Origin of the sequence: uncultured Stenotrophomonas sp., from assembly GCF_963519125.1 — a bacterium.
GTDB lineage: Bacteria > Pseudomonadota > Gammaproteobacteria > Xanthomonadales > Xanthomonadaceae > Stenotrophomonas.
Window position 1 is genome coordinate 1 of record NZ_CAUQLJ010000013.1, and the last position, 24,966, is coordinate 24,966.

The following is a 24,966-nucleotide window of genomic DNA, read 5'->3' on the forward strand; positions in this document are numbered from 1 at the left end:
TCTTGTACAGCTCCATCATCGCGGTCTGGAACTTCTGGCGGTCATCGCCATAGCGCTCCTTGAGCTGCGCGATGCGCGGCTGGAAGCGACGCATCTTCGCGCCGCTCTTGTACTGCACCGCCGACAGCGGGTACAGGACCAGCTTCAGCAGCACCACCAGGCCCACGATGGCCCAGCCCCAGTTGTTGACGACCTTGTGGACCTGGTTCAGTACCCAGAACAGGCCCTGGCCGATCACGGCCATGATCGAGAAGCGGCTGTAGTCGACAACGCGGTCCAGGCCCGGCACGTCTTCCTTGGCGATCTGGTTGACCAGCTTCGGACCCACCCACAGGCGCGCCTCGGTGCTGGCCGTGCTGCCCGGGGCCACGGTGAACGCCGGGCCGGTGGCCTGGATCTGGTCGCGACCGTCATGCTGGGACAGCTGGTAGTTCGCGGCCTGGTCCTTCTGCGGCACCCACGCGGTGAAGAAGTGGTGCTGCAGCATCGCCACCCAGCCACCGGTTACCTGCTGGTTCAGCGGGCCGTCTTCCAGGAAGTCTTTGAACGCACGACGCTGGTACTTGCCGTCGTTGTCGAACCAGGTCGCGCCGTTGAAGCTGAACGAGTCCGGGTTGGTCATGCTGCGCGAGAGGATGGTCGGGGTACGGTCCAGGGTGCGGTACACGTAGCCGCTCCACGGGGTGGTACCGGCATTGACGACCTCGTCCTTGACCTTTACCGCGTACTCGTTGCGGTTGACGGTGAAGGTACGGCGGATGGTCACGCCGTTCGGGCCGTTCCAAACGAACGGGATCTGCAGCTCGTTCTGACCCTTGGCCAGCACGAAGTCCTTGGCATCGCCAACCAGAGTGAAGCCGCTGGCTTCCGGCACCGGCATGCTCTTGTCCTGGCTGGTCCAGCCGGTCACCGCGCGGTACGGGTGGGCCGGGTCTTCGGTCAGCAGGCGGACCGGCGGGCTGCCGTCAGCCTTGGTCTGCGGGAACTGCAGCAGCTCGGCGTCGAGCACGTTGCCGCCATCGAGCACCAGGCGCAGCACGTCGGTGGTCACGGTCACGCGCGGAGCGCCGGCGGCGGCGGCGGCCGGCGCGGTGGCCTGCACGGCCGGGGCGCTGCCCGGGGCCTGCGGCACGTTGGCGCTGGGCACGGTGCCGGCAGCGCCCGGGACGGTGCCCTGGGTCTGGGCGGCCACCGGGGCGGTCGGGGCCGGCGCGGTCTTGTCGCGCCCCCACTCCATCCACAACAGGATGGCCACCATCAGCCAGGCAACAATCAGGAAAACGCGGGTCTGGTTCATCAGCGTGCAGGCTCGACGGGGCTGGCACCAGGTGCCGGCTCGGACTGGGAAGGGGGTAGCGGCGGCATTGTGCCGTCCGCGCCTGGCATGGGCAATGCGCCCAGCCGGCGCAACAGGCGCTCGAAGGCCTGGCGGATCTCGGTATTGCTTGCGGTACGGGCCGCGCTGCGGGCTACCACGACGTAATCGCCGGCAGTCATCCACGGTCGCAGGTGGCGTGTGGCCTCGCGCAGCACACGCTTGATACGGTTGCGACCCACAGCTCGGGGATCGACTTTGCGCGAAACGGCAAGACCCAGCCTGGCCGGCGTGTCGCTCTTCAGCCAGTGCAGGGTCATCAGCGGTTCGGACACACGGCGGGCGCCGTCGAAGACCGTTGTATATTCGGCACGCGTACGAACCCGCGCCGAGCGAGGGAATCGCTTGCGCGGGTCGGAACTGCTCACAGTCAGGATTGCGTCTGCCGCGGGAAGCGGCATCGCAATCAAGCGCTCAGGACTTTACGGCCCTTGGCGCGGCGACGCGACAGGATCTTGCGGCCGTCAGCGGTCTTCATACGGGCACGGAAGCCGTGGTCGCGCTTACGCTTGAGGTTGCTGGGCTGGTAGGTGCGCTTCGTGGCCATTGGGGGCCTCTCGTATGAATGGGACGGAAAGAACCGGAAATTCTAGAGAGGTACCCCGCCCCAAGTCAACCCCTGGCAGCTACGCGAATTCACTGGGCTGTGCAATAGCTGTGGATGTTTTTGTGAATAAGTAGGGGACAAGCATTCCGAAGGCGGGCGCTCGGTGGTAGTCTGAGCCATCCATTTCCCCCCTTTCCGGCCTGTGTTTGGGCGCCTTGTCGCGTCCATGCCCCGGCCACCGGACGATTATTGCTGATGGATGCTTGGTCCCGTAGTCTCGAGCGCCTCGAAGCGGAGTTCCCGCCGGAAGACGTTCATACCTGGTTGAAGCCACTGCAGGCCGATCTGCGCGTGGACAGCCTGGTGCTGTATGCACCGAATGCCTTCATTGTCGACCAGGTCCGCGAGCTGTACCTGGCCCGGATCCGCGAACTGCTGGCGCATTTCGCCGGTTTCAGCGACGTTTTTCTTGAAATCGGCTCGCGCCCGCGTCCCGTGGAGGCGCAGAACGCGCCGGTTTCCACGCCCTCGGCGCATGTGTCCAGTGAACCGCAGGTACCGTTCGCCGGCAACCTGGACAATCACTACACGTTCGCCAACTTCGTCGAAGGCCGCAGCAACCAGCTGGGCCTGGCCGCCGCCTTCCAGGCAGCGCAGAAGCCGGGCGACCGCGCGCACAATCCACTGCTGCTGTACGGAGGCACCGGCCTGGGCAAGACCCACCTGATGTTCGCCGCCGGCAACGCCATGCGCCAGGCCAATCCGGGCGCGAAGGTGCTGTACCTGCGTTCGGAACAGTTCTTCAGCGCGATGATCCGGGCCCTGCAGGAAAAGACCATGGATCAGTTCAAGCGCCAGTTCCAGCAGGTGGACGCGCTGCTGATCGATGACATCCAGTTCTTCGCGGGCAAGGACCGCACCCAGGAAGAGTTCTTCCACACCTTCAACGCGTTGTTCGATGGCAAGCAGCAGATCATCCTGACCTGCGACCGCTATCCGCGCGAGGTCGAAGGCCTGGAAGCGCGCCTGAAGTCGCGGCTTGCCTGGGGCCTGTCGGTCGCGATCGAACCGCCGGACTTCGAGACCCGCGCCGCGATCGTGCTGGCCAAGGCACGCGAACGCGGTGCCGAGATTCCCGATGATGTTGCGTTCCTGATCGCCAAGAAGATGCGCTCCAACGTGCGCGACCTCGAAGGTGCGCTCAATACCCTGACCGCCCGCGCCAATTTCACCGGCCGCGCGATCACCACCGAGTTCGCCCAGGAAACCCTGCGCGACCTGCTGCGCGCCCAGCAGCAGGCGATCAGCATTCCCAACATCCAGAAAACCGTTGCCGACTACTACGGCCTGCAGATCAAGGATCTGCTGTCGAAGCGTCGGACCCGTTCGCTGGCACGTCCGCGCCAGGTCGCCATGGCCCTGACCAAGGAACTGACTGAGCACAGCCTGCCCGAGATCGGCGATGCCTTTGCCGGTCGCGATCACACCACGGTGCTGCATGCCTGCCGTCAGATCCGGACCCTGATGGAAACCGACGGCAAGCTCCGCGAGGACTGGGACAAGCTGATCCGGAAGCTGAGCGAATGATGCACGGATGCCGATGAGGCGTCATCGCACAAAACGGTGCAGAATCCGGTAGCAAGCGCGGGACACGTTGTGGATAAAAATGGCGTTTGAAATCGCGCCGAATTTATCCACAGCTTTCCCCACCCCCTGGGGGTCGGTAATACAGAGGGTTTCGATGTCTGAAATTCTTTTATTTACAAAGACTTAGCGTTGTTTTCCAGCGATTCTGTCTCTACCAGCACCACCAAGCTTTTGATTTATTCCACATTTTTTAAAGCATAGGGGCACGGAACCACATGCGTTTCACACTGCAGCGCGAAGCCTTTCTCAAGCCGTTGGCACAAGTCGTCAACGTGGTCGAACGCCGCCAGACCCTGCCGGTTCTGGCTAATTTCCTCGTCCAGGTCCAGAACGGCCAGCTCTCGCTGACCGGTACCGACCTGGAAGTGGAAATGGTGTCGCGGATCGCGGTGGAAGATGCCCAGGACGGCGAGACCACCATCCCGGCACGCAAGCTGTTCGAGATCATCCGCGCCCTGCCCGACGGCAGCCGGATCACCGTCTCGCAGACCGGCGACAAGATCACCGTCCACGCCGGGCGTAGTCGTTTCACCCTGGCGACCCTGCCGGCCAACGACTTCCCGTCGGTTGACGAGGTGGAAGCCACCGAGCGCGTGGCCATTGGCGAAGCGACCCTGAAGGAGCTGATCGAACGCACCGCGTTTGCGATGGCCCAGCAGGACGTCCGCTACTACCTCAACGGTCTGCTGTTCGACCTGCGCGGTGATGCCCTGCGCACCGTGGCCACCGATGGCCATCGCTTGGCGCTGTGCGAGACCGATCTGGAGAAGGCCAGTGGCGCCAAGCGCCAGATCATCGTGCCGCGCAAGGGTGTGACCGAGCTGCAGCGCCTGCTGGAAAGCGGTGATCGTGAGATCGAGCTGGAAGTCGGCCGCAGCCATGTGCGGGTCAAGCGCGACGATGTGACCTTCACCTCCAAGCTGATCGACGGCCGCTTCCCGGATTACGAGGCCGTGATCCCGATCGGTGCCGACCGCGAAGTGAAGGTGGATCGCGAAGCCCTACGTGCCTCGCTGCAGCGCGCCGCGATTCTGTCCAACGAGAAGTACCGCGGCATCCGCGTAGAGGTCTCGCCGGGCAACCTGAAGATCAGCGCGCACAACCCCGAGCAGGAAGAAGCCCAGGAAGAGATCGAAGCGGACACCACCGTCAGCGATCTGGCCATTGGCTTCAACGTGAACTACCTGCTGGACGCGCTGTCCGCCCTGCGCGACGAGCACGTGGTCATCCAGCTGCGCGACTCCAACTCCTCGGCCCTGGTGCGTGAAGCCAGCAGCGAGAAGTCGCGTCACGTGGTGATGCCGCTGCGCCTCTGACCTGTTCCACGTGGAACAGCGTTGAAAAGAACCCGGCCATGTGTCGGGTTTTTTTTCGCGCACGTTCCACGTGGAGCATCGCCACTCAGGAACGAGGCAAAGCTATCTCGCGTAGAGACACCCATGCGTGTCTGGCGCCCAACCTCAGAAAGCGCACCCCGGTAGAGCCACGCCCTGCGTGGCTGCCCTTCCCGCTTTGGGTTGCCTGGCCCAACGCAGACACGCATGGCGTGTCTCTACGCGACCGGGCTTTCTCACGTCCTTGGATCACAGCTCTATGCTTTAAAAACTGTATATAAATCTAAAGCTAGGTGGTGATGGTAGAGCCAGATTTGGTTGAAAACTACCTTATGTCATTGAATTTAAAGGTAAATGTTGGGTTGAAACCCCCTGTAAAAAGGCCCCTGAAGGTGGGGGTCAGCCTGTGGATATGTTTTCAGGTTCGATTTGGAGCCTTTTTTATCCACAGCCTGCCCAGCGCTTGTGCATAAGTCATACAGAGCGGGTGTGGGTAAGTGCGCGGGCATGCGCCTGGATGTTTCACGATCTGTGGAACCTGGCCTCAGTGAGCGCCGCAGATTTGAACAATCCCGAGCTGCTGCCAATCGGCGCGCCTCGGAGCAGGCCGGCGAAGCCTGAAATTCTTTGAAATCTGCAAGGCAGAGGCCCTGCACAGCTTCCAGATTTCAAGGAATTCGGGCTGTGTCGCACACGCATGGCGTCTCCCTACCCTCATCCTGGGCGTAGTGACACGCCATGCGTGTCTGCATGAACCAAGGTGGCCCGCAACGCCAAGCGCACCCGGGCAGAGATCACCCACGCCGATCGGCCAAGCGCTGCATGCATCCACGTGGAACAGCGGCCACGCGGGGCGTGGCTCTACAATGGTGGGATGCATATCCGCCGTCTCTCCCTGCACAACGTTCGTCGCTTCAACAACGTGGAACTTGCTCCACAACCCGGCATCAACCTGATCACGGGCGACAACGGCGCCGGCAAGACCAGCGTGTTGGAGGCCCTGCATGTGATGGCCTATGGGCGAAGCTTCCGTGGTCGGGTGCGCGACGGCCTGGTGCGTCAAGGGTGTGAGGCGCTGGACGTTTTCGTCGAATGGGACGAACAACGTGTTGGTGCCGACTCCCCCACCCGCCGCAAGGCCGGCCTGCGGCACAGCGGCCAGGACTGGAAAGGCCGGCTGGATGGCGAAGATGTGGCCCAACTGGGAAATCTTTGCGCAGCCCTTGCGGTGGTTACGTTCGAACCTGGCAGCCACGCACTGGTAAGTGGCGGCGGTGAGCCACGTCGGCGTTTCCTCGATTGGGGACTGTTCCACGTGGAACCAGACTTTCTGGCGCTGTGGCGGCGTTACTCGCGCGCGCTCAAACAGCGCAATGCCCTGCTCAAGCAGGGAGGACACCCGCACGCGCTGGACGCATGGGATCATGAGCTCGCCGAGGCCGGCGAACCGCTCACCAGCCGCCGCCAGCACTATCTGGACAGGCTGCAGGACCGGGCGGTCAGCTTGGCGCAGGAACTGGCCCCGAACCTGGGCATCCAGTCGCTCAACCTCAGCCCCGGCTGGCGGAAACAGGATCTTTCACTGTCCGACGCGCTGCTGTTGGCCCGCGACCGTGATCGTTTGGCGGGGTACACCTCAGTAGGTCCGCATCGCGCGGACTGGAGCGTGGGGTTCGCCAGCATTCCCGGCCGGGATGCGCTCTCGCGTGGGCAGGCGAAGCTCACCGCGCTTACCTGCCTGCTGGCCCAGGCCGAGGATTACGCCGAGCAGCGCGGCGAATGGCCGGTGATTGCCCTCGACGACATCGCTTCGGAGCTCGACCGCACCCACCAGGCTCGGGTCCTGGAGCGTTTACGCACCGGCCCGGCGCAGATATTCATCACCGCTACCGAAACCCCCGCTGCGTTGGAGGGACCTACCGATATCACCCGGTTCCACGTGGAACATGGGCAGGTTCAGCCTGTGCCATAGTGCGGACAGGGGCGGAAGCCCCCTACTGGTATAATTGCTTCTGCAACCCCTAATCCATCGGTGCCCCGCCCCACGGCGGCGGCCCGACCTGCGGAGCCTATGGCAAGCGCGATGACTGAAGAACAGAACACTCCGGCACCTACCGGCAATTACGACGCCAACAGCATCACCGCACTGGAAGGCCTGGAGGCGGTCCGCAAGCGCCCCGGCATGTACATCGGCGACGTCCATGACGGCACCGGTCTGCACCACATGGTGTTCGAAGTCGTCGACAACTCGATCGACGAAGCGCTGGCCGGCCATGCCGACCACGTGGCGGTGACGATCCACGCCGACGGTTCGGTCTCAGTATCCGACAACGGTCGCGGCATCCCCACCGGCAAGCACGCGCAGATGAGCCAGAAGCTCGGTCGCGAGGTCTCTGCTGCCGAAGTGGTCATGACCGTGCTGCACGCCGGCGGCAAGTTCGACGACAACAGCTACAAGGTTTCCGGCGGCCTGCATGGCGTGGGCGTCAGCGTGGTCAACGCGCTGTCGCAGAAGCTCACCCTGGACATCTTCCAGGGTGGCTTCCACTACCACCAGGAATACGCCGATGGCGCGGCGGTCAGCCCGCTCGCCCAGGTGGAAGCCAGCAGCAAGCGCGGTACCACCCTGCGCTTCTGGCCGTCGGTCACCGCGTTCCACGACAACGTCGAGTTCCACTACGAGATCCTGGCGCGCCGCCTGCGCGAACTCTCGTTCCTGAACTCCGGGGTCAAGATCGTCCTGGTCGACGAGCGCGGCGATGGCCGTCGCGACGACTTCCACTACGAAGGCGGCATCCGCAGCTTCGTGGAGCATCTGGCGCAGCTGAAGACCCCGCTGCATCCCAACGTGATCTCGGTAGTGGGCGAATCCAACGGCATCACCGTGGACGTGGCGCTGCAGTGGACCGATTCCTACCAGGAAACGATGTACTGCTTCACCAACAACATCCCGCAGAAGGACGGCGGCACCCACCTTGCCGGCTTCCGCGGCGCGCTCACGCGCGTGCTCAACAACTACATCGAACAGAACGGCATCGCCAAGCAGGCCAAGATCAACCTGACCGGCGATGACATGCGCGAAGGCATGATCGCGGTGCTGTCGGTGAAGGTTCCTGATCCCAGCTTCTCCAGCCAGACCAAGGAAAAGCTGGTCAGCTCGGACGTGCGCCCGGCCGTGGAAAGCGCGTTCGGCACCCGCCTGGAAGAGTTCCTGCAGGAAAATCCGAACGAAGCCAAGGCCATCGCCGGCAAGATCGTCGACGCCGCCCGTGCCCGTGAAGCGGCGCGCAAGGCGCGCGACCTGACCCGCCGCAAGGGCGCGCTGGACATCGCCGGCCTGCCCGGCAAGCTGGCCGACTGCCAGGAAAAGGATCCGGCGCTGTCCGAACTGTTCATCGTCGAGGGTGACTCCGCAGGTGGTTCTGCCAAGCAGGGCCGCAACCGCAAGAACCAGGCGGTGCTGCCGCTGCGCGGCAAGATCCTCAACGTGGAACGCGCGCGTTTCGACCGCATGCTGTCCTCCGACCAGGTCGGTACGCTGATCACCGCGCTGGGCACCGGCATCGGCCGTGACGAGTACAACCCGGACAAGCTGCGTTACCACAAGATCATCATCATGACCGACGCCGACGTCGACGGCGCCCACATCCGCACCCTGCTGCTGACGTTCTTCTACCGTCAGATGCCGGAGCTGATCGAGCGCGGTTACGTCTACATCGGCCTGCCGCCGCTGTACAAGATCAAGCAGGGCAAGCAGGAGCTGTACCTGAAGGACGACCCCGCGCTGGACGCCTACCTGGCCAGCAACGCGGTGGAAAACGCCTCGTTGGTTCCGGCTGAAAACGAGCCGGCCATCGAAGGCGTGGCGCTGGAAAAGCTGCTGCTGGCCTACGCCTCGGCGCAGGAAGCGATCGGCCGCAATGCCCATCGCTATGACCGCCAGCTGCTCGAAGCGCTGGTCGACTTCACCCCGATGGACCTTGAGCACCTGCGCAAGGCCGGCGAAGGCGAAGGCCTTGCCGCACTGGCTGCGCGTCTCAACCAGGGCAGCCTGGGCTCGCCGCGCTTCAGCCTGGAACTGCAGGAACCTACCGAAGAGCGCCCCGCCGCCGTGCTTGTCACCCGTCGCCACATGGGCGAGGTGCTGATCCAGGTGCTGCCGTTGGCCGCCTTCGAAACCGGCGAGCTGCGTGCCCTGCACCAGTCGTCGCTGCTGCTGCATGGCCTGATCCGCAGTGGTGCGAAGATCGTGCGTGGCGCCAAGTCGTCGGAGATCACCGGCTTTGCCGACGCGCGCAACTGGCTGCTGGACGAAGCCAAGAAGGGTCGCCAGATCCAGCGCTTCAAGGGCCTGGGCGAAATGAATCCCGAGCAGCTGTGGGACACCACCGTGAATCCGGATACGCGTCGCCTGCTGCAGGTCCGCATCGAAGATGCCGTGGCCGCCGACCAGATCTTCAGCACCCTGATGGGCGATGTGGTGGAGCCGCGCCGCGACTTCATCGAAGACAACGCCCTGCGGGTTGCCAACCTGGATATCTGACACAATCGGTTCAAGGCCGGCCGGTTGCGACCTGCAACCGGCCTGGCCACCGCCTTTTGCTGCCAGGAACCCGATGTCCGCTACTGCCCCGGCGTCCACGACGCCTCCGCTGCCCCCTGCCGTTCCCAAGGCGCCTCAACGGAAGCCCGGTTCCCCGATCGCGGGGTTCCTGATCGATCTCGGTATCGGCACGCTTGCGCTGCTCGGGTTGAGCATGGCCAGCGGCCTGCTGTGGGGCATGTACCGCGCCATCATCGTAGTGCGCGACACCGGCGCACAGCCCGCGGAAGCGCTCGCCCAGCACGTGGGCCAGCCCGGCGCACTCGCGCAGATCCTGATGGCCCTGTTCGCTACCGGTGGTGCGGCGGTGTTCCTGTATTTCCTGCGCCGGCGCGCCGATGCCGCCGAACGCAGCGCCTCGTTCGAGGCCGCGCGCCGTCCCTCGACCTGGGGCTGGACCCTGCTCGTGGCCACGTGCGTGGTGATCGGCAGCAATGGCATTGCCTGGTTGGCCCGGCAGGCCGGCATCGAACCGGTGCCCACCAACCTGGCCCTGATGGAACAGGCGCTGGCCCGCTTCCCGTGGTTCCTGGCCCTGTTCGCGATCGTGCTGGCACCGGCCTACGAAGAGCTGCTGTTCCGCCGCGTGCTGTTCGGTCGCCTGTGGAAGGCCGGTCGGCCGTGGCTGGGCATGCTGCTCAGCAGCCTGGCGTTCGCACTGGTGCATGAAGTGCCGGGCACCAGCGCAAATGGCCCCTGGGAAATTGCCCAGTTGTGGCTGGTATACGGCGGAATGGGCGCCGCGTTTGCCTGGCTGTACCAACGTACCGGCACCCTGTGGGCGCCAATCGCAGCACATGCACTGAACAACGCGATCGCCTTGGCTGCGCTGGTTTTCCTGGGCATTCACTGACATGACACCGGCTTGACGAAACCTTACGTACGGTCAGCGACACTGCTGACATGAACACGGGAGTTCCGCCTTGAAACCGTTGCTGCTTGGACTGGTCATTACCCTCCTGGCCACCGCCTGCGCCACTACCACCTCGCCTACAGGGCGCAGGCAGATGGTGGGCGGTGTTTCCCAGGCCGACTTGGACCAGCTCGGCGCCAAGGCGTTCGCGGAAACCAAGCAGAAAGAAAAAATCAGCACCGACGGCCGCCAGAACGGTTACGTGCAGTGCGTGGTCAATGCGCTGGTTGCGCAGTTGCCCCCTCAGTACCAGGGCGTACGGTGGGAAACCGCCGTGTTCGTCGATGCCGAGCCAAACGCGTTTGCGTTGCCCGGCGGCAAGGTCGGGGTGAACACCGGCATCTTTACCGTAGCCAAGAACCAGGACCAGCTCGCGGCCGTCATCGGGCACGAGATCGGCCATGTCATCTCGCGCCACCACGAAGAGCGCCTGACCCGCCAGATGGGCGCGCAGACCGGCCTGGCCGTGCTCGGCGCGCTGGCCGGAGCCGCCTACGGCGACGGCGCCGCCAGCACGGTCAACCAGCTCGGTGGTGCAGGTGCCCAGGCGGCGTTCCTGCTGCCCGGCTCACGGACCCAGGAAAGCGAAGCCGACGTGGTCGGCCAGCGGCTGATGGCCGAGGCGGGCTTCGACCCGGCGCAGGCGGTCAACCTGTGGCAGAACATGATGGCGGCCAGCGGTGGTCGTTCCCCACAGTGGCTGTCCACCCACCCCGACCCGGCCAACCGGATCCGTGAACTCCAGCGCGACGCACCGGCGTTGACCGGCGTATTCCAGCAGGCGCAGGCCGCGGGACGGCGCCCCAAGTGCGGGTGATTAGACCAAAGGATGCTGTGCTGCAGCATCGGAAACGATTTCTCACGCCAGCGGTTTCTGATACGTTTGGCGGCTCAGATTTTTCTGACAGTCCGTTTTGATGCCGCCACGGCGGTTTGACCGAGGTGAAAGATGATTCTCCGCAACCCAAAGCAAGCCGTGCTTACCGTACTCATCGCGACCGCCCTCGGTGGCGTCGTGGTTACTGACGCCATCGCGCAGTCCCGCGGCACCGACCGCAGCGCCGATCGTCGGGGTGGCAAGAAGGACCAGGCCAAGGCCGAAGTCCTGTATCCCAACGCGACGCGCGAAGAGCCGAGCGTCAAGGCCTCGCCGAAGCTGGGCAAGCAGCTGCAGAAGCTGATCGACAGCTACAACGATCAGAAGTTCCCGGAGACCCTGGCTGCGGCCAATGAAGTCCTGGCCAACAGCGCCGCCAACACCTATGACAAGTCGCTGGCTGCGCAGCTCGCCTCGCAGGCGGCGTACCAGTCCGACGACAGCGCCGCCGCCATCGGCTACCTGAAGCAGGTTCTGGAATTCAACGGCCTGGACAACAACGGCCACTTCCAGTCGATGCTCATGCTGGGCCAGCTGCAGATCCAGGACGACAAGACCGCCGAAGGCCTGGCCACCTTGGACAAGTACTTTGCCGAGTCCAAGTCCAACAAGCCGGAAGAACTGATCATCAAGGGCCAGGCCCTGTATCAGCTCGAGCGCTACCAGGAAGCCATCCCGGTGATCAAGGCGGCCATCGCCGGCAGCACCGCGCCGAAGGACAACTGGAACCAGCTGCTGATGGGCGCCATGGCCGAAGCCGGCCAGACCGGTGAAGCGGTCAAGGAAGCCGAAGCGCTGGCAGCCAAGAACCCGAACGACAAGAAGGCCCAGATGAACCTGGCCAGCATGTACCTGCAGGCCGACCAGATGGCCCAGGCGGCCACGGTCATGGACAAGCTGCTGGCGGCCGGTCAGCTCAGCGAAGAACGTGAGTACAAGCAGGCCTACTCGATCTACGCCAACACCGAAAACCAGGAAAAGAAGGTCATCCAGGTGATCGACGACGGCCTGGCCAAGGGCGTGCTGAAGCCGGATTACCAGGTCTACCTGGCCCTGGCGCAGGCCAACTACTACATGGACCCGCCGCAGGTGGAAAAGGCGATCGACGCGTGGCAGAAGGCCGCCCCGCTTTCCAAGGACGGTGAAACCTACTTGAACCTGGCACGCGTCTTGCATTCTGAAGGTCGTGTTGCAGAGGCCAAGCAGGCCGCCCAGCAGGCGCTGGCGAAGGGTGTGAAGAATCAGGCCGATGCGAAGAAAATCATCAACCTGAAGTAAGTAGGAATAACGCCTGAACGCCTGCGACAGTGATGCGCAGGCGCTCAGGATTGGTATAAGCTTGGAGGTTCCTGCGGTGTCATGCACCGCTGATCAGGGATTCCGCCCCCGGCATCCCGGCCCCACTATTGAGCTCTTGGCGCATGACGGAACAACTAGTCGTTCACCGGTACGAACAACCCGATGACAAGGGGCTGAGCTGGCCTCGCATCGTCGGCATCGCGTTTGTAATTGCCCTGCATCTGGCCGCGTTCATGATGCTCCTGATCCCCGCCGTGGCTCCCAAGGCCGTGGCTGAGAAGGAGCGCAACGTCATGGTGACGATCGTCGACGCCCCGCCGCCGCCGGTGAAGAATCTGTCGCCGCCGAAGCCGTCGCCGGTCCCGCCGCCGCCGCAGGCGCCGGTCGTGGACGTGCCGGAACCGCGCCCGAACGACATCGTCACCCCGCCGTCGCCTCCGGCGCCGCCGGCACCGCCGACCTCGATCGAGGCCAGCGTGGACATCTCGTCGAAGGCCATGAATCCGCCGCGCTACCCGCCGGCAGCCTTCCGCGCGGGTATCCAGGGCGAAGTGATCCTGATCATTGATGTCGATGCCAGCGGCAACGTCACCAATGTCACGGTGGAAAAGTCCAGCCGTAACCGCGACCTGGACCGTGCTGCGATGGAAGCGGCTCGCAAGTGGCGCTTCAACGCCGCTGAAGCAGGCGGTAAGAAGACGGCAGGTCGCGTTCGCGTTCCGGTCAACTTTGCGCTGAACTGATGCGCCCGGGTGGCCGCCGGCCACCCCCGCTCCCGGTTCGATTGTTTAGCTTAGCTACACCCTTTATCACCACACACAACAAAGGTAAGCGTCATGCTGCAGGAAATTTTCATCGCCGCTGCTGCCGGGGGCAATCCGTCCAACGCCCTGTCGCAGATGGGCTTCGAGCACCTGATCCACGAAATGACCACCAAGCCGGGTGATTTCGCGGTTTCCTGGGTCGTGCTGCTGACCCTGGTCGTCATGTCGGCCATGTCCTGGTACTGGACCGTCATCAACATCTTCCGTGCTACCCGCCTGAAGAGCGCCGCCGATCGCGTCGTCAGCCTGTTCTGGGACACCCCGAACGCGCAGGACGCCATCCGTGCGATGGAAGAACAGCCGGCTTCCGAGCCGTTCTCGAAGATCGCCCTGGACGCTGCCCAGGCGGCTGCCCACCACCAGCGCGCTGAAGGCGGCGCCACCGGCGGCGTGGGTGAGAACCTGAGCCGTTCGGAGTTCGTCGACCGCGCCCTGCGTCAGGCCGTGACCCGCGAAAGCAACAAGCTGCAGTCGGGCATGACCCTGCTGGCCACCGTCGGTGCAACCGCTCCGTTCGTCGGTCTGCTGGGTACCGTGTGGGGCATCTACGGCGCGCTGATCAAGATCGGTGCCACCGGCTCCGCTTCGATCGACGCCGTTGCCGGCCCGGTGGGTGAAGCGCTGATCATGACCGCGATCGGTCTGTTCGTCGCGATCCCGGCCGTGTTCGCCTTCAACTTCTTCAGCAAGATCAACAGCGCGACCATCAGCAAGTTCGATACCTTCGCGCACGACCTGCACGACTTCTTCGCCACCGGCTCGCGCGTCCGCTAATTGCGGCGCGCGTCACCCAGCGACGAACGTAAGTAGTCACCAAGATCTAGACGGAGCCCGTTATGGCTTTCAGTAGTGGTAACAGCGGCGGCCCCATGGCCGACATCAACGTTACGCCCCTCGTGGACGTGATGCTGGTGCTGCTGATCATCTTCATCATCACGGCGCCCCTGATGTCCCACAAGGTCAAGGTGGATCTGCCGGAAGCCAACCTGATCCAGAAGCCGGAAGATGCTGAAAAGCGTTCCGGACCGATCACGCTGGCAGTCAAGGAAGACGGCTCGATCTACTGGAACGACGAAGAAATCAACAAGCAGACTCTCGAGTCCCGCTTGGCGACCGCCGCACAGCAGACCCCGCAGCCGCCGCTGAACCTGCGTGGTGACCGCACCACCAAGATGCGCGTCATCAACGACCTGACCAAGGTCGCGCAGGAACAGGGCATGCTGGACGTCGGCTTCGTCGCGACCAAAGAAAAGGGGCAATAAGCCATGGCATTCAGTAGTGGTGGTGGCAAGGGCCCCATGGCAGACATCAACGTCACGCCCCTCGTGGACGTGATGCTGGTTCTGCTGATCATCTTCATCGTGACCGCGCCGATCATGACGTACCCGATCGCCGTGGACCTGCCGCAGCGCGTGCTCAACCCACCGCCGCAGCTGGTCGAGCCGCCGCCGCCGATCGAGCTGCGGGTGGACGCCAGCAACCAGGTGTTCTGGAACAACAGCCCGGTTGCAGTGGGCGAACTCCAGCAGCGCATGGAGCAGGAAGTGCAGCGTGACCCGACCAACCAGCCCGAGCTGCGCATCGACGCCAGCCCGGACTCCGAGTACGACGTGATGGCCAAGGTTCTGGCCGCCGCGAAGAACGCGCAGATGAAGAAGATCGGGTTCCAGCAGCAGCAGTAATACGCAACACCAAGTCATGACGCGACTGGAAAGCGCCCCTGGAAACAGGGGCGCTTTTTTTATGCGCGCACCGGACACCCGCGTCCGGCTATGATCCGCGCATGCTTCCTACCTACCCCGCACTGGCCGACTGGCTCCACTGGATGGACGCGATTCCCAACCTGCGTCCGTGGATGATTGCAGCCTACGTGTTGTACCTGCTTTGGCTGATCGGCTGGATCATGCTGCAGAAACGCGAGCCGGTGGCCACGCTGAGCTGGATCCTGTCGCTGGCCGCCCTGCCCTACCTGGGCCTCTTCATCTATTACCTGCTGGGCCCGCAGAAAGTGAAGCGGCAGCGCCTGCGGCGCGGTCGCGCACGCTCGGGCATGGAGCACTACAACAGCGTCTGTCCACCGGATGCGGACTGCACCGAGCTGGCCAAGATCGGCCAGGCCACCACCGGGCTGGCGCCGAGTTCGGCCACCGAAGTCGAATGGCTGGTCGACGGCGCGCAGACCTACGCCGCGCTGCTGAAGGCGGTCGCACAGGCACGCGACCACCTCCATGTGGAGTACTACATTTTCAACCCCGACCATGCCGGCACCGCGTTGCGCGATGCACTGGTCGAACGCGCCCGCGCCGGTGTACGCGTGCGCCTGCTGCTGGACGCGGTCGGTTCGTCGTCGATCCGCAAGCGCTTCCTCAAACCGCTGCTCGAGGCGGGCGCGGAAGTGGCATGGTTCCACCCGCGGCAACTCCTCAAGCCGTTCAAGCGGCCATGGATGAACATGCGCACGCACCGCAAGCTGGTGGTGATCGACGGCCGTGTTGCGTTCACCGGTGGTATCAACATCACCGATGAGGAAGACGAAAGCCGCAACCCGAATGCCTACCGCGACCTGCACATGCGCCTGGCCGGGCATGTGGTGCGCAGCCTGCAGCTGGTGTTCGTCGAGGACTGGATCTACGCCACCGGCGAGCCCAAGGACCGCTTCAACATCGCGCAGCTGTGGCCCAACGACATGCCGACGCGCCAGGATGGAACGATCACCACGCAGGTGCTGGTGTCCGGGCCGGATTCTTCGTGGGAAACCATCCATCGCCTGCAGGTTGCAGCCATCCACGAAGCGCGCGAACGCGTGTGGCTGGTCACCCCGTACTTCGTACCGGGCGAAGCCGCGCGCATGGCGCTGACCTCGGCCGCGCTGGGTGGCCTGGACGTGCGCCTGCTGGTACCGAAGATGAGCGATTCCTGGTTCGTCACCCAGGCCGCGCGTTCCTACTTCGACGAGCTGCTGCAGGCTGGGGTGAAGATCTACGAGTACGGCCCGCGCATGCTGCACACCAAGGCCTTCATTGCCGACCGCGACGTGTGCATCGCCGGCAGCGCCAACTTCGATCACCGCAGCTTCCGGCTCAACTTCGAGCTCTCGATGATGATCAGCAACGAAGCGTGCGTGGCCGAACTCGAGAAGATCCTCATCGCCGAGTTCGCCGCTTCCAGCCCGGTCCGCAACGACCGTGGCCGCTCGCTGTGGCTCCACCGGGTCCCCGAGGCCTTCGCCCGCCTGGCCTCGCCGCTGCTGTAGGCGCCCCCACGTGGAACCGCGCCGTGCAGCGGCGCTACACTGGCGCGGTCAACCGGGGAGAATGACAATGTATTGGCTGTTCATGCTGCTGGCGATCGGCTGCTTCGCCTTCGCCGTCAAGACGCCCTCGACCGGGCTGATGATGCTTTCACTGTTCGGCGCCCTGCTGTTCCTGCTGGCCTGGGTCCGCGGTCGCTATGTCGCCACCTTCGGCAGCGGCCAGCGCGATACCGGCAGCGAGATGTACAACGCCATCGACCCTACCGAACTGCGCCGGCTGCGCGAGCAGGCCCAGGCCCGCCGCGACGCCGAACGCGACCAGAACGACCTGCCCCCGCGCCCATGACCCAGCTCAGCGTCAACGTGAACAAGATCGCCGTCCTGCGCAACTCGCGCGGCGGCCACGACCCGGACGTGGTGCGGGCGGCAACCGCCTGCCTGGACGCCGGTGCGCACGGCATTACCGTGCACCCGCGGCCGGACCGCCGGCATATCCACGCCGAGGACGTGCTTGCACTGTCGGCACTCACCCGCGCCCGTGGCGTGGAGTTCAACATCGAAGGCAACCCGTTCGCCCCGCCCCGCCCGGGCTACCCCGGGCTGCTGCCGCTCTGCGAACAGACCCGCCCGGCCCAGGCCACCCTGGTGCCGGACGGCGACGGCCAGCTCACCTCCGACCACGGCTTCGACTTCGGCCGCGACGCCGAACGGTTGCGGCCACTGATTGCCGCGCTGAAGTCGTATGGGTGCCGGGTCAGCCTGTTCGTCGACGCCGGCAACCCGGACATCGCCCAGGCAGCCGCGATCGGCGCCGACCGTATCGAGCTCTACACCGGTCCGTACGCCGAGGCGCACGCGGCGGGCGATGCGACGGTGATGCTGGCGCTGTTCGCCGAGGCGGCCCGCACGGCCCAGGCCGCCGGGCTGGGCGTCAATGCAGGACACGATCTGTCGCAGGAGAACCTGCGGGACTTCCTTCAGGCGGTGCCGGACGTGCTGGAGGTTTCGATCGGGCACGCGCTGATCGGGGAGGCGCTGTATGCCGGGCTGGACGCCACCGTGAAGCGGTATCTCGCGTTGGTTTGAGAAGAATTCCTTCCTGTGGATAACCATGGGGAGAAACCCCAACCGGTTCATCCAGAACCCAACCAGCCCAACGAATCCGCTTCCAAACTCCCCTGTGGTTAGTAATACTACTAACCCATGAACACCCGCTTTCCGCCCCCTCCCACCGCCCCGACGTCTCAATCAATGAGACGCCTCAGCCCTACCCTGTGACCCACATGGGTATCGCAATCAAAGGCCGGGGCTCCACCACGCACCTCGCAGGCCGCTTCGAGGTCACCGTCAGCGAGGCCATCGACGACGGCTGGGAACCGGACACCGGCGAAGAATTCGCCGCCCCGCGCCTGCGGACCGAAGTCCGCGCCGAAACCGCGCGCAGCATCATCAGTCGCAACAAGTCCCCGGACGTAGGCTTCAGCCAATCGGTGAATCCCTATCGCGGCTGCGAACATGGCTGCTCCTACTGCTTCGCCCGCCCCTCGCACGCGTTCCTCAACCTCTCCCCGGGCCTGGACTTCGAAACCAAGCTGTTCGCCAAGACCAACGCGCCGCAGCTGCTGCGCAAGGAACTGTCGCGCCCGGCGTATACCCCGCAACCGATCGCGCTGGGCATCAACACCGACGCGTACCAGCCGATCGAGCGCAAGCTCAAACTGACCCGCCAGCTCATCGAGGTGATGCAGGAAACCCAGCATCCGTTCTCGCTGATCACCAAGAACGCGCTGGTGGAGCGCGACATCGACCTGCTCGCGCCGCTGGCGGAAAACAACCTGGTCAGCGTGCACTTCTCGGTCACCTCGCTCGACCCGCATCTTTCGGCACGGCTCGAGCCGCGCGCCTCCGCCCCGCACGCGCGCCTGCGCGCCATGCGCCGCCTGCATGATGCCGGCATTCCTGTCGGCGTGATGGTCGCCCCGGTCATTCCCTGGATCAACGACGCCGAACTGGAAGCGGTGCTGGAAGCCGCGCGCGACGCTGGCGCCAGCACTGCCGGGTACGTGCTGCTGCGCCTGCCACTGGAAGTCGCCCCGCTGTTCCGCGACTGGCTCGACACGCACCACCCCGACCGCGCCGCACACGTGATGAGCACCATCAACCAGCTGCGTGGCGGCAAGGACTACAACAGCGAGTTCGGCACCCGCATGCGCGGCGAAGGTGTCTACGCCGACCTGCTCTCGCATCGTTTCAAGCTGGCGCGAAGAAGACTGGGTTTCGACGCCCAGAACAGCCACTGGCCGAAACTGGACTGCACGAAATTCGTGCGGCCACTGCCGCCGCGTGAAGCTTCACCACAGGGATCTCTGTTCTAGCCGCGCATGGATCAGCCGGGCTTCTGCGCCTGGTCGCGACGGAACAGCTCCCATTCGTCGATCCGGGTGCCGTCCGGCAGGTGGCAGATGCCCTTCTGGTTCCCCTGTGCGTCCTTCTCGATCTCCACCTTTCCGCCGACCTTTTCACAGTGCACCGAAGCCGGGTTGGCCATGCCCACCTGGGTCTCGTGCACTTCCTGGCTCTGCTGGGAACACCCCGCCATACCGACCACGGCAAGTACCGCCAGCACGATCACATTGCTACGCATGACGCTTCTCCAGTGTGGCCGCCATCGGCTGGCTGCAGTCTGGAGTCGTCTGCGTGAACGACCTGTGCCCTACCAGTAAATCTACTGGCTGCCGGAATGCACCGGTGCTGCGGCGGTATCCTTTCCCCATCCAGCCTCTGCGGGTCCGTCCTTGGGAGTGCATGTATGGGTCTGCTCGCGATTCTGATTTCCCTGGCGCTGTTGATGTGGCTGGCCTACAAGGGCTGGAGCGTACTGTTGCTGGCGCCGGCCGCCGCGCTGCTTACCGCGATCCTCTCCGGCGAAGTAGTGCTCGCCAACTGGACCACCACCTTCATGTCCGGCGCCGGCAGCTTCGTCATACGCTGGTTCCCGCTGTTCCTGCTCGGCGGGATCTTCGGCAAGCTGATGGACGACACCGGGTCCATCACCTCGATTGCGAAGTACCTGACGAAGCAACTCGGGGTGAAGCGCACCATGCTGGCCGTGGTGCTGGCCTCTGCGGTGGTCACCTATGGCGGTGTCAGCGTGTTCGTGGCGTTCTTCGTGCTGGTGCCGATGACCCGCGAGATGTTCAGGGCTGCGAACATTCCATCGCGGCTGATGCCGGCAGCGATCGGCCTGGGCGCCTTCACCTTCACCATGTCGGCAATGCCGGGCAGCCCGTCCACCAACAATGCCATCCCGATGCCGTACTTCGGCACCACCACCTTTGCCGCCCCCGGCCTTGGCATCGTGGCTTCGATCATCACCCTGGTGTTCGGCATGTGGTGGCTGCACCGAGCTGAAGCCAAGGCGCGTACCGCCGGCGAGTCGTACACCGAAGACGACGGCAAGATCGTCATTCCGGAAAAGACCCGCGAGCAGGCCACCAACGCCGGCGACTTCGATCCGGCCGAACTCGATCACGGCAAACGCACGGACGACTACCCTCCTTTCATCGTGGCCGTCATGCCGCTGGTCGTCGTCATCGTGGTCAACTTCCTGATGGCGTTGATCGTGCTGCCCCGTGTGGACTTTTCCGCACTGGAAAGCGCGCCATGGGGAATCGACGTCAACGCTTCCATCGGCGTCTGGGCAGTGCTCATAGCGCTGGCAACAGCCAATCTCACCGCCATCGTGCTGAACTTCAAACGCCTGCTTTCCCTGCGCGAGAGCCTGGACGCCGGCGCCAATTCGTCTGCACTGCCCATTCTCACCATCGCCAGTCTGGTCGGCTTCGGCGCGGTGGTCGCGGCCATGCCCACTTTCGAAGTGGTGCGCGACGCCGTGCTGCACATCCCGGGCGGACCCTTGGTATCGCTGGTGGTGGCGATGAACTCGCTGGCCGCGTTGACCGGAACGGCCTCGGGCGGCATGGCCATCGCCCTCAACGCACTGGGCAGCGAGTACATGCGGATGGCGGCCGAGTACGGCATCGATCCGGCGTTGATGCACCGGCTTACCGTGGTGAGCGCCGGCACGCTCGATGCACTTCCGCACAACGGCACGGTACTGCTGCTGCTGCAGATCAGCAAGCAAACCCACGCCAACAGCTACTTCGACATGTTCATGACCGTGATCGTCGGCGTGCTGATCTCGCTGGTGGCGATCTTCTTCCTTGGTGCCACCTTCGGCTCCTTCTGATTCCAACCTCGCTTCCGTATCTGGAGAGTCAGTCATGAAAACGTTGGTGAAGTTCCTCGCGGCCACATCGCTCCTGCTGGCCTTCCCCGCGTTCGCGCACGTCAGCGCGACCGACCACGCACACAGCGACTTCGCTGCTGGGCTGGCGCATCCCTTCCTGGGTGTCGACCACATTCTGGCCATGGTCGCAGTGGGTCTGTGGGCGAGCACCCTGGGCAAACGCGGCCTGATCGCGGTGCCTGCCGCGTTCGTGGGGGTGATGGTGCTGGGCTTCCTGGCTGCAGTGGGCGGCCTGTCGCTGCCCTTGGTGGAGCCGGTGATCCTCGCCTCGGTGGCGGTGCTCGGGCTGGCCATCGCCTTCGCGCTGCCGGTCTCCCCGCTGTTCGGCGCCGCAGTCGCCGGCTTCTTCGGGTTCTTCCACGGTTATGCGCATGGCGCGGAGATCGGCGGGGCACACATGCTCACCTATGGCGCCGGGTTCGTGCTCGCGACCGTGGTGCTGCATGCGGTTGGCCTGGGCCTCGGCGTGGGCGCCGGGCGCCTGATGAACGCAAAAGCGGGCCGCCTCTCGCTTCGCGTGGCGGGGGGTGCCATCGCCGCATGGGGCCTGCTGATGATGGTGGGCTGAAGCGGATTCCAGAACGTGGACTGCTTCGATCCCTCCTCTGCACTGCCCCTGCACCTGCTGCGGCTGATCAGCCCCAGCCAGCCGGTCGGCAGCTTCTCTTATTCGAGGGGCCTGGAGCCGGCCGTGCACGCCGGCGTCGTGCACGATGAAGGCACGGCGTCCCGCTGGATACTGGGCGTTCTGGAGCACAGCTACGCGCTGCTCGACGGCGCCCTGTTCTGGCGCATGGCCCACGCCCTGGAGCAGGACGACGACGCAGCGTTCCGATCAGCCAATGCGTGGCTGGCCGCCGGGCGCGAGAGCAGAGAGCTCGAGCTGGAAGACCGGCGCATGGCCGAGTCGCTGCTGCGCCTGCTCATCGACCTCGGCGTGAAGCGAGCCAGCGACCCTGCCAACGTGCGCCTCACCTACCCCGCGTCCTTTGCGCTGGCCTGCGCGCACTGGGATGTTGCGCCACCCACGGCGCTGCGTGGACTGATATGGAGCGTGGTGGAAGCCCAGGTCGCTGCCGCGATGCGGCTGGTGCCGCTGGGACACACCTCCGGCCAACGCATCCTGATCGCCTCGATGCCGGTCATCGAACGCGCCGCTGGCCGGGCGATGACTGTAAGCGACGACGATGTCGGCAACGTCTCCCCTGCGCTGGCGATGATGAGCGCGTGGCACGAAACCCAGTACAGCCGGTTGTTCCGCTCGTAATCAGCGGGGGGACTGCGCGACGTGGCGCCGCCGGTTGTCTTCCGGCGTGGTTGACTCCGCCGGTGGCACCGGTACCAGCGCCTTGAACGCGTACTGCCCGACCAGCATCAACCAGGTGACGATCACGAACGACGAGGTCAGCACCGGCATGCCGATGGGTTTGAGGAAGATCGCCACCGACGCCCATAGCCACGCAGACACCGCCGCGCCGAACAGCGCGTAGCAGAAGCTGCGCCAGGTCAGCACCAGGAAGACGCCACCGAGCGCCATCGCAGTCAGCGCCGCGTTGTAGCCGAACAGGCCATCGCGGATCGCCCCTTCCGGACCACCGAACAGGGCGGCGACCACCGTACCCGTGATGGCACCCAGCAGGCACATGCCCGCCGCTATGCGCGAATGCAGCGCAATGCCCAGCAGGATGATGTACCCGGTGATCCAGTTGTCCTGGAAGAAGATCTGGCCTATCGACGCGCCGATCCCCATGTACCAGGTAGGCAGCACATACGGTGCGACGTATGAGAACTGATCCGGCGACACCGGCTTGGCCATCGGGCCAGCCTCGATCGCGTCGAACTTCAGGATCGCGAACAGGAACAGCCAGCCGATCAGCACGAACGGCATGGTCAACGGCGCGACCTTGTGTGGGCCCAGCAGTGCGGCCAGGCTGGCAAAGGCCATGCTGCTCATGGCCGCGCCACAGACCAGGTAGACGAACATCGCAAAGGACGGGACCGCGCCGGTCTGGAAGTCCTCACTGGTGAACGCAATCAGCGCCAGGGCCACCAGCGCACCGTTGAAGCCGAACAGCCCATCGCGGATCAGCCCGCGGTCGGCCTTGAGGACGACCGCCGTCAATGTGCTGGCCAGCACGCCGACCACGCAGATCGCCGCGTAGATCCACGAGTTGAACGCGATACCCAACAGGATGACCAGGCCGCTCCAGGGATTGTTCTGGAACACGACCTGGCCGATCCCGCGCAGTGTCCAGCTGACCACGTTCATCGCGCTGGCCTAGAACAGGAAGTAGCGCTGGGCCATGGGCAACACATCCACCGGTTCGCAGGTGATGAGCTCGCCATCCACGCGGACCTGGTAGTTCTGCGGATCGACTTCCAGCTTGGGGGTCAACCCGTTGTGGATCATGTCCTTCTTGCGCAGCGAACGGATGCCCTTGACCGCCACCAGGTGCTTGTTGAGCTTGAGCTTCTCGCCGATGCCATCGGCCAGCGCACTCCGGGACACGAACGTGACCCCGGTGGAGGCGCCCGCACGGCCCATGCCGGCATACATGGGCCGGTAATGCACCGGTTGCGGCGTGGAGATGGAGGCATTCGGATCGCCCATCGGGGCCACTGCGATCATGCCGCCAATAAGCACGGCCTTGGGTTTCACCCCGAAGAAATCGGTCTTCCACAGCGCCAGGTCGGCGCGCTTGCCGACCTCGACCGATCCCACCTCGTGCGCCAGGCCGTGGGTGATCGCCGGGTTGATCGTGTACTTGGCCACGTAGCGCTTGACCCGGAAGTTGTCATTGCGTGCGTTGTCCTCAGGCAGTGGTCCGCGCTGGACCTTCATCTTGTGCGCGGTCTGCCAGCAGCGCAGCGTGGTTTCGCCAATGCGCCCCATCGCCTGCGAGTCCGAGGACATCATCGAGAACACGCCCATGTCGTGCAGGATGTCTTCGGCGGCGATGGTCTCGCGGCGGATCCGCGACTCGGCAAAGGCCACGTCTTCGGGTACCTGGGAACTGAGGTGATGGCACACCATCAGCATGTCCAGGTGCTCGTCCACGGTGTTGATCGTGTATGGCCGGGTCGGGTTGGTCGACGAGGGCAGGATGTTCTCCTCGCCGGCGGCGGTGATGATGTCCGGCGCGTGGCCACCACCGGCACCTTCGGTGTGGAAGCTGTGGATGGTGCGGCCTTTCATCGCGGCGAAGCTGTCGCGCACGAAGCCACTCTCGTTGAGCGTATCGGTGTGGATGGCGACCTGGATGTCTTCCTCGTCGGCCACGGTCAGACAGTTGTCGATGGTCGCCGGGGTGGTGCCCCAGTCCTCATGCAGCTTCAGCCCGATCACGCCCGCGCGGATCTGCTCACGCAGCGGTTCGGGCTGGCTCGCATTGCCCTTGCCCAGCAGGCCGATGTTGAGCGGCAGCACATCGGCTGCCTCCAGCATGCGATGGATTGCCCAGGGTCCGGGCGTCACGGTGGTGGCCAGGGTGCCCACGGTGGGGCCAGTGCCGCCGCCCACCAGTGTGGTGGTTCCGCTGGCCAGTGCCTCGTCGGCCTGCTGCGGGCAGATGAAGTGGATATGGGTGTCGATGCCACCGGCAGTGACGATGTTGCCTTCGCCGGCGATGACGTCGGTACCTGGACCGATCACGATGTCCACGCCGGGTTGGATGTCGGGATTGCCGGCCTTGCCGATGCCGGAAATGCGTCCATCCTTGATCCCGATGTCGGCCTTGATGATGCCCCAGTGGTCGAGAATGATCACGCTGGTGATGACCACGTCGGCCACTTCGCTGGCCAGGCGTTGGCCTTGGCCCATGCCGTCGCGGATGACCTTGCCACCGCCGAAGATCACCTCCTCACCGTAGATGGTGCGGTCTTCCTCGATCTCGATGATCAGCTCGGTGTCGGCCAGCCGTACACGGTCGCCCTTGGTCGGGCCATACAGATTCGCATACGCTTCGCGCGTGATGGTAACCATGTG

General features: G+C 64.5%; 24 protein-coding genes. 18 read left to right on the top strand and 6 right to left on the bottom strand.

Translation table 11 applies throughout. The features are described 5' to 3' along the window. The 3 genes from yidC to rpmH form a co-directional block, all read right to left on the bottom strand. On the bottom strand, positions 1 to 1,297 hold a 1,297-nt coding region (gene yidC, locus RYM47_RS12465; protein WP_315388294.1), incomplete at its 3' end, for a membrane protein insertase YidC. Further along, positions 1,297 to 1,776 (bottom strand): ribonuclease P protein component, encoded by a 480-nt coding sequence (gene rnpA / locus RYM47_RS12470; RefSeq protein ID WP_102947109.1) that lies wholly within the window; start codon positions 1,774 to 1,776, stop codon positions 1,297 to 1,299. The genes yidC and rnpA, both read right to left, overlap by 1 nt. A gap of 5 nt (positions 1,777 to 1,781) precedes the next feature. Continuing rightward, complete coding sequence (gene rpmH / locus RYM47_RS12475; RefSeq protein ID WP_005411729.1) at positions 1,782 to 1,922, bottom strand: 50S ribosomal protein L34; 141 nt, start codon at positions 1,920 to 1,922, stop codon at positions 1,782 to 1,784. A 255-nt stretch (positions 1,923 to 2,177) separates the two neighbouring features. Between rpmH and dnaA the strand changes: the two genes are divergently transcribed. The 15 genes from dnaA (at position 2,178) to RYM47_RS12550 (ending at position 19,047) form a co-directional block, all read left to right on the top strand. After that, positions 2,178 to 3,509 (top strand): chromosomal replication initiator protein DnaA, encoded by a 1,332-nt coding sequence (dnaA, locus tag RYM47_RS12480; RefSeq protein WP_005411730.1) that lies wholly within the window; start codon positions 2,178 to 2,180, stop codon positions 3,507 to 3,509. A 275-nt stretch (positions 3,510 to 3,784) separates the two neighbouring features. Next, positions 3,785 to 4,885 (top strand): DNA polymerase III subunit beta, encoded by a 1,101-nt coding sequence (gene dnaN / locus RYM47_RS12485; protein ID WP_315388302.1) that lies wholly within the window; start codon positions 3,785 to 3,787, stop codon positions 4,883 to 4,885. 892 nt (positions 4,886 to 5,777) lie between these two features. After that, positions 5,778 to 6,875, top strand: coding sequence for a DNA replication/repair protein RecF (gene recF, locus RYM47_RS12490; protein WP_315388488.1), 1,098 nt, complete (start codon positions 5,778 to 5,780; stop codon positions 6,873 to 6,875). Between the two features lie 111 nt (positions 6,876 to 6,986). Further along, positions 6,987 to 9,446, top strand: a complete 2,460-nt coding sequence (gene gyrB, locus RYM47_RS12495) for a DNA topoisomerase (ATP-hydrolyzing) subunit B (protein WP_315388303.1) — start codon at positions 6,987 to 6,989, stop codon at positions 9,444 to 9,446. A 73-nt stretch (positions 9,447 to 9,519) separates the two neighbouring features. Then, positions 9,520 to 10,359: a CPBP family intramembrane glutamic endopeptidase gene (locus RYM47_RS12500; RefSeq protein WP_070208034.1), complete on the top strand. Its 840-nt coding sequence runs from the start codon at positions 9,520 to 9,522 to the stop codon at positions 10,357 to 10,359. A 70-nt stretch (positions 10,360 to 10,429) separates the two neighbouring features. Beyond that, positions 10,430 to 11,236, top strand: coding sequence for a M48 family metallopeptidase (locus RYM47_RS12505; RefSeq protein ID WP_315388307.1), 807 nt, complete (start codon positions 10,430 to 10,432; stop codon positions 11,234 to 11,236). A gap of 132 nt (positions 11,237 to 11,368) precedes the next feature. Next, positions 11,369 to 12,574: a tetratricopeptide repeat protein gene (locus tag RYM47_RS12510; protein ID WP_315388309.1), complete on the top strand. Its 1,206-nt coding sequence runs from the start codon at positions 11,369 to 11,371 to the stop codon at positions 12,572 to 12,574. A 143-nt stretch (positions 12,575 to 12,717) separates the two neighbouring features. Beyond that, positions 12,718 to 13,338: an energy transducer TonB gene (locus RYM47_RS12515; protein WP_315388312.1), complete on the top strand. Its 621-nt coding sequence runs from the start codon at positions 12,718 to 12,720 to the stop codon at positions 13,336 to 13,338. Between the two features lie 93 nt (positions 13,339 to 13,431). Further along, positions 13,432 to 14,193 carry a TonB-system energizer ExbB gene (gene exbB / locus RYM47_RS12520; RefSeq protein ID WP_004132614.1) on the top strand — a complete coding sequence of 254 codons (762 nt, stop codon included), beginning with the start codon at positions 13,432 to 13,434 and terminating at the stop codon, positions 14,191 to 14,193. A 62-nt stretch (positions 14,194 to 14,255) separates the two neighbouring features. After that, positions 14,256 to 14,681: a biopolymer transporter ExbD gene (locus RYM47_RS12525; RefSeq protein WP_005411739.1), complete on the top strand. Its 426-nt coding sequence runs from the start codon at positions 14,256 to 14,258 to the stop codon at positions 14,679 to 14,681. Between the two features lie 3 nt (positions 14,682 to 14,684). Beyond that, positions 14,685 to 15,101: a biopolymer transporter ExbD gene (locus tag RYM47_RS12530; RefSeq protein WP_102947117.1), complete on the top strand. Its 417-nt coding sequence runs from the start codon at positions 14,685 to 14,687 to the stop codon at positions 15,099 to 15,101. Positions 15,102 to 15,202: 101 nt separating this feature from the next. Next, entirely contained in the window at positions 15,203 to 16,672 is a 1,470-nt protein-coding gene (gene cls / locus RYM47_RS12535; RefSeq protein ID WP_315388323.1) for a cardiolipin synthase, read from the top strand. Positions 16,673 to 16,739: 67 nt separating this feature from the next. Next, on the top strand, positions 16,740 to 17,018 hold the full coding sequence (locus RYM47_RS12540) for a hypothetical protein (RefSeq protein WP_315388325.1): 279 nt from the start codon (positions 16,740 to 16,742) through the stop codon (positions 17,016 to 17,018). Beyond that, on the top strand, positions 17,015 to 17,758 hold the full coding sequence (locus RYM47_RS12545) for a pyridoxine 5'-phosphate synthase (RefSeq protein WP_315388327.1): 744 nt from the start codon (positions 17,015 to 17,017) through the stop codon (positions 17,756 to 17,758). Before RYM47_RS12540 ends, RYM47_RS12545 begins: the two co-directional genes overlap by 4 nt. 197 nt (positions 17,759 to 17,955) lie before the next feature. Continuing rightward, the gene (locus RYM47_RS12550) at positions 17,956 to 19,047 is read left to right on the top strand and encodes a PA0069 family radical SAM protein (protein ID WP_315388328.1); all 1,092 of its coding nucleotides are present in this window, start codon (positions 17,956 to 17,958) and stop codon (positions 19,045 to 19,047) included. 11 nt (positions 19,048 to 19,058) lie between these two features. Here RYM47_RS12550 and RYM47_RS12555 read toward each other — a convergent pair whose 3' ends face one another. Continuing rightward, a complete protein-coding gene (locus tag RYM47_RS12555; protein WP_315388329.1) occupies positions 19,059 to 19,316 on the bottom strand; it encodes a DUF333 domain-containing protein in 258 nt (85 codons plus the stop codon). A gap of 165 nt (positions 19,317 to 19,481) precedes the next feature. On the opposite strand from RYM47_RS12555, the gene RYM47_RS12560 reads away from it, so the two are divergent. The 3 genes from RYM47_RS12560 to RYM47_RS12570 are packed head-to-tail and all read left to right on the top strand — an operon-like array spanning position 19,482 to position 22,248. After that, positions 19,482 to 20,921, top strand: coding sequence for an SLC13 family permease (locus tag RYM47_RS12560; protein ID WP_315388330.1), 1,440 nt, complete (start codon positions 19,482 to 19,484; stop codon positions 20,919 to 20,921). Positions 20,922 to 20,955: 34 nt separating this feature from the next. After that, positions 20,956 to 21,549 (top strand): HupE/UreJ family protein, encoded by a 594-nt coding sequence (locus tag RYM47_RS12565; RefSeq protein ID WP_315388332.1) that lies wholly within the window; start codon positions 20,956 to 20,958, stop codon positions 21,547 to 21,549. Between the two features lie 15 nt (positions 21,550 to 21,564). Further along, complete coding sequence (locus RYM47_RS12570; protein ID WP_315388333.1) at positions 21,565 to 22,248, top strand: urease accessory UreF family protein; 684 nt, start codon at positions 21,565 to 21,567, stop codon at positions 22,246 to 22,248. On the opposite strand, the gene RYM47_RS12575 is transcribed toward RYM47_RS12570, so the two are convergent. Further along, entirely contained in the window at positions 22,249 to 23,250 is a 1,002-nt protein-coding gene (locus tag RYM47_RS12575; protein WP_315388335.1) for an urea transporter, read from the bottom strand. Positions 23,251 to 23,259: 9 nt separating this feature from the next. Then, positions 23,260 to 24,963: an urease subunit alpha gene (gene ureC, locus RYM47_RS12580; RefSeq protein ID WP_315388337.1), complete on the bottom strand. Its 1,704-nt coding sequence runs from the start codon at positions 24,961 to 24,963 to the stop codon at positions 23,260 to 23,262. Between the last annotated feature and the right edge of the window lie 3 nt (positions 24,964 to 24,966).

Coding starts and splice junctions, on each gene's coding strand:
- RYM47_RS12565 (WP_315388332.1), top strand. CDS start 20,956: ATGAAAACGTTGGTGAAGTTCCTCGCGGCCACATCGCTCCTGCTGGCC.
- RYM47_RS12555 (WP_315388329.1), bottom strand. CDS start 19,316: ATGCGTAGCAATGTGATCGTGCTGGCGGTACTTGCCGTGGTCGGTATG.
- RYM47_RS12575 (WP_315388335.1), bottom strand. CDS start 23,250: ATGAACGTGGTCAGCTGGACACTGCGCGGGATCGGCCAGGTCGTGTTC.
- RYM47_RS12530 (WP_102947117.1), top strand. CDS start 14,685: ATGGCATTCAGTAGTGGTGGTGGCAAGGGCCCCATGGCAGACATCAAC.
- cls (WP_315388323.1), top strand. CDS start 15,203: ATGCTTCCTACCTACCCCGCACTGGCCGACTGGCTCCACTGGATGGAC.
- rnpA (WP_102947109.1), bottom strand. CDS start 1,776: ATGCCGCTTCCCGCGGCAGACGCAATCCTGACTGTGAGCAGTTCCGAC.
- RYM47_RS12545 (WP_315388327.1), top strand. CDS start 17,015: ATGACCCAGCTCAGCGTCAACGTGAACAAGATCGCCGTCCTGCGCAAC.
- RYM47_RS12510 (WP_315388309.1), top strand. CDS start 11,369: ATGATTCTCCGCAACCCAAAGCAAGCCGTGCTTACCGTACTCATCGCG.
- RYM47_RS12525 (WP_005411739.1), top strand. CDS start 14,256: ATGGCTTTCAGTAGTGGTAACAGCGGCGGCCCCATGGCCGACATCAAC.
- recF (WP_315388488.1), top strand. CDS start 5,778: ATGCATATCCGCCGTCTCTCCCTGCACAACGTTCGTCGCTTCAACAAC.
- gyrB (WP_315388303.1), top strand. CDS start 6,987: ATGACTGAAGAACAGAACACTCCGGCACCTACCGGCAATTACGACGCC.
- dnaA (WP_005411730.1), top strand. CDS start 2,178: ATGGATGCTTGGTCCCGTAGTCTCGAGCGCCTCGAAGCGGAGTTCCCG.
- RYM47_RS12515 (WP_315388312.1), top strand. CDS start 12,718: ATGACGGAACAACTAGTCGTTCACCGGTACGAACAACCCGATGACAAG.
- ureC (WP_315388337.1), bottom strand. CDS start 24,963: ATGGTTACCATCACGCGCGAAGCGTATGCGAATCTGTATGGCCCGACC.
- dnaN (WP_315388302.1), top strand. CDS start 3,785: ATGCGTTTCACACTGCAGCGCGAAGCCTTTCTCAAGCCGTTGGCACAA.
- RYM47_RS12550 (WP_315388328.1), top strand. CDS start 17,956: ATGGGTATCGCAATCAAAGGCCGGGGCTCCACCACGCACCTCGCAGGC.
- RYM47_RS12500 (WP_070208034.1), top strand. CDS start 9,520: ATGTCCGCTACTGCCCCGGCGTCCACGACGCCTCCGCTGCCCCCTGCC.
- RYM47_RS12540 (WP_315388325.1), top strand. CDS start 16,740: ATGTATTGGCTGTTCATGCTGCTGGCGATCGGCTGCTTCGCCTTCGCC.
- exbB (WP_004132614.1), top strand. CDS start 13,432: ATGCTGCAGGAAATTTTCATCGCCGCTGCTGCCGGGGGCAATCCGTCC.
- rpmH (WP_005411729.1), bottom strand. CDS start 1,922: ATGGCCACGAAGCGCACCTACCAGCCCAGCAACCTCAAGCGTAAGCGC.
- RYM47_RS12560 (WP_315388330.1), top strand. CDS start 19,482: ATGGGTCTGCTCGCGATTCTGATTTCCCTGGCGCTGTTGATGTGGCTG.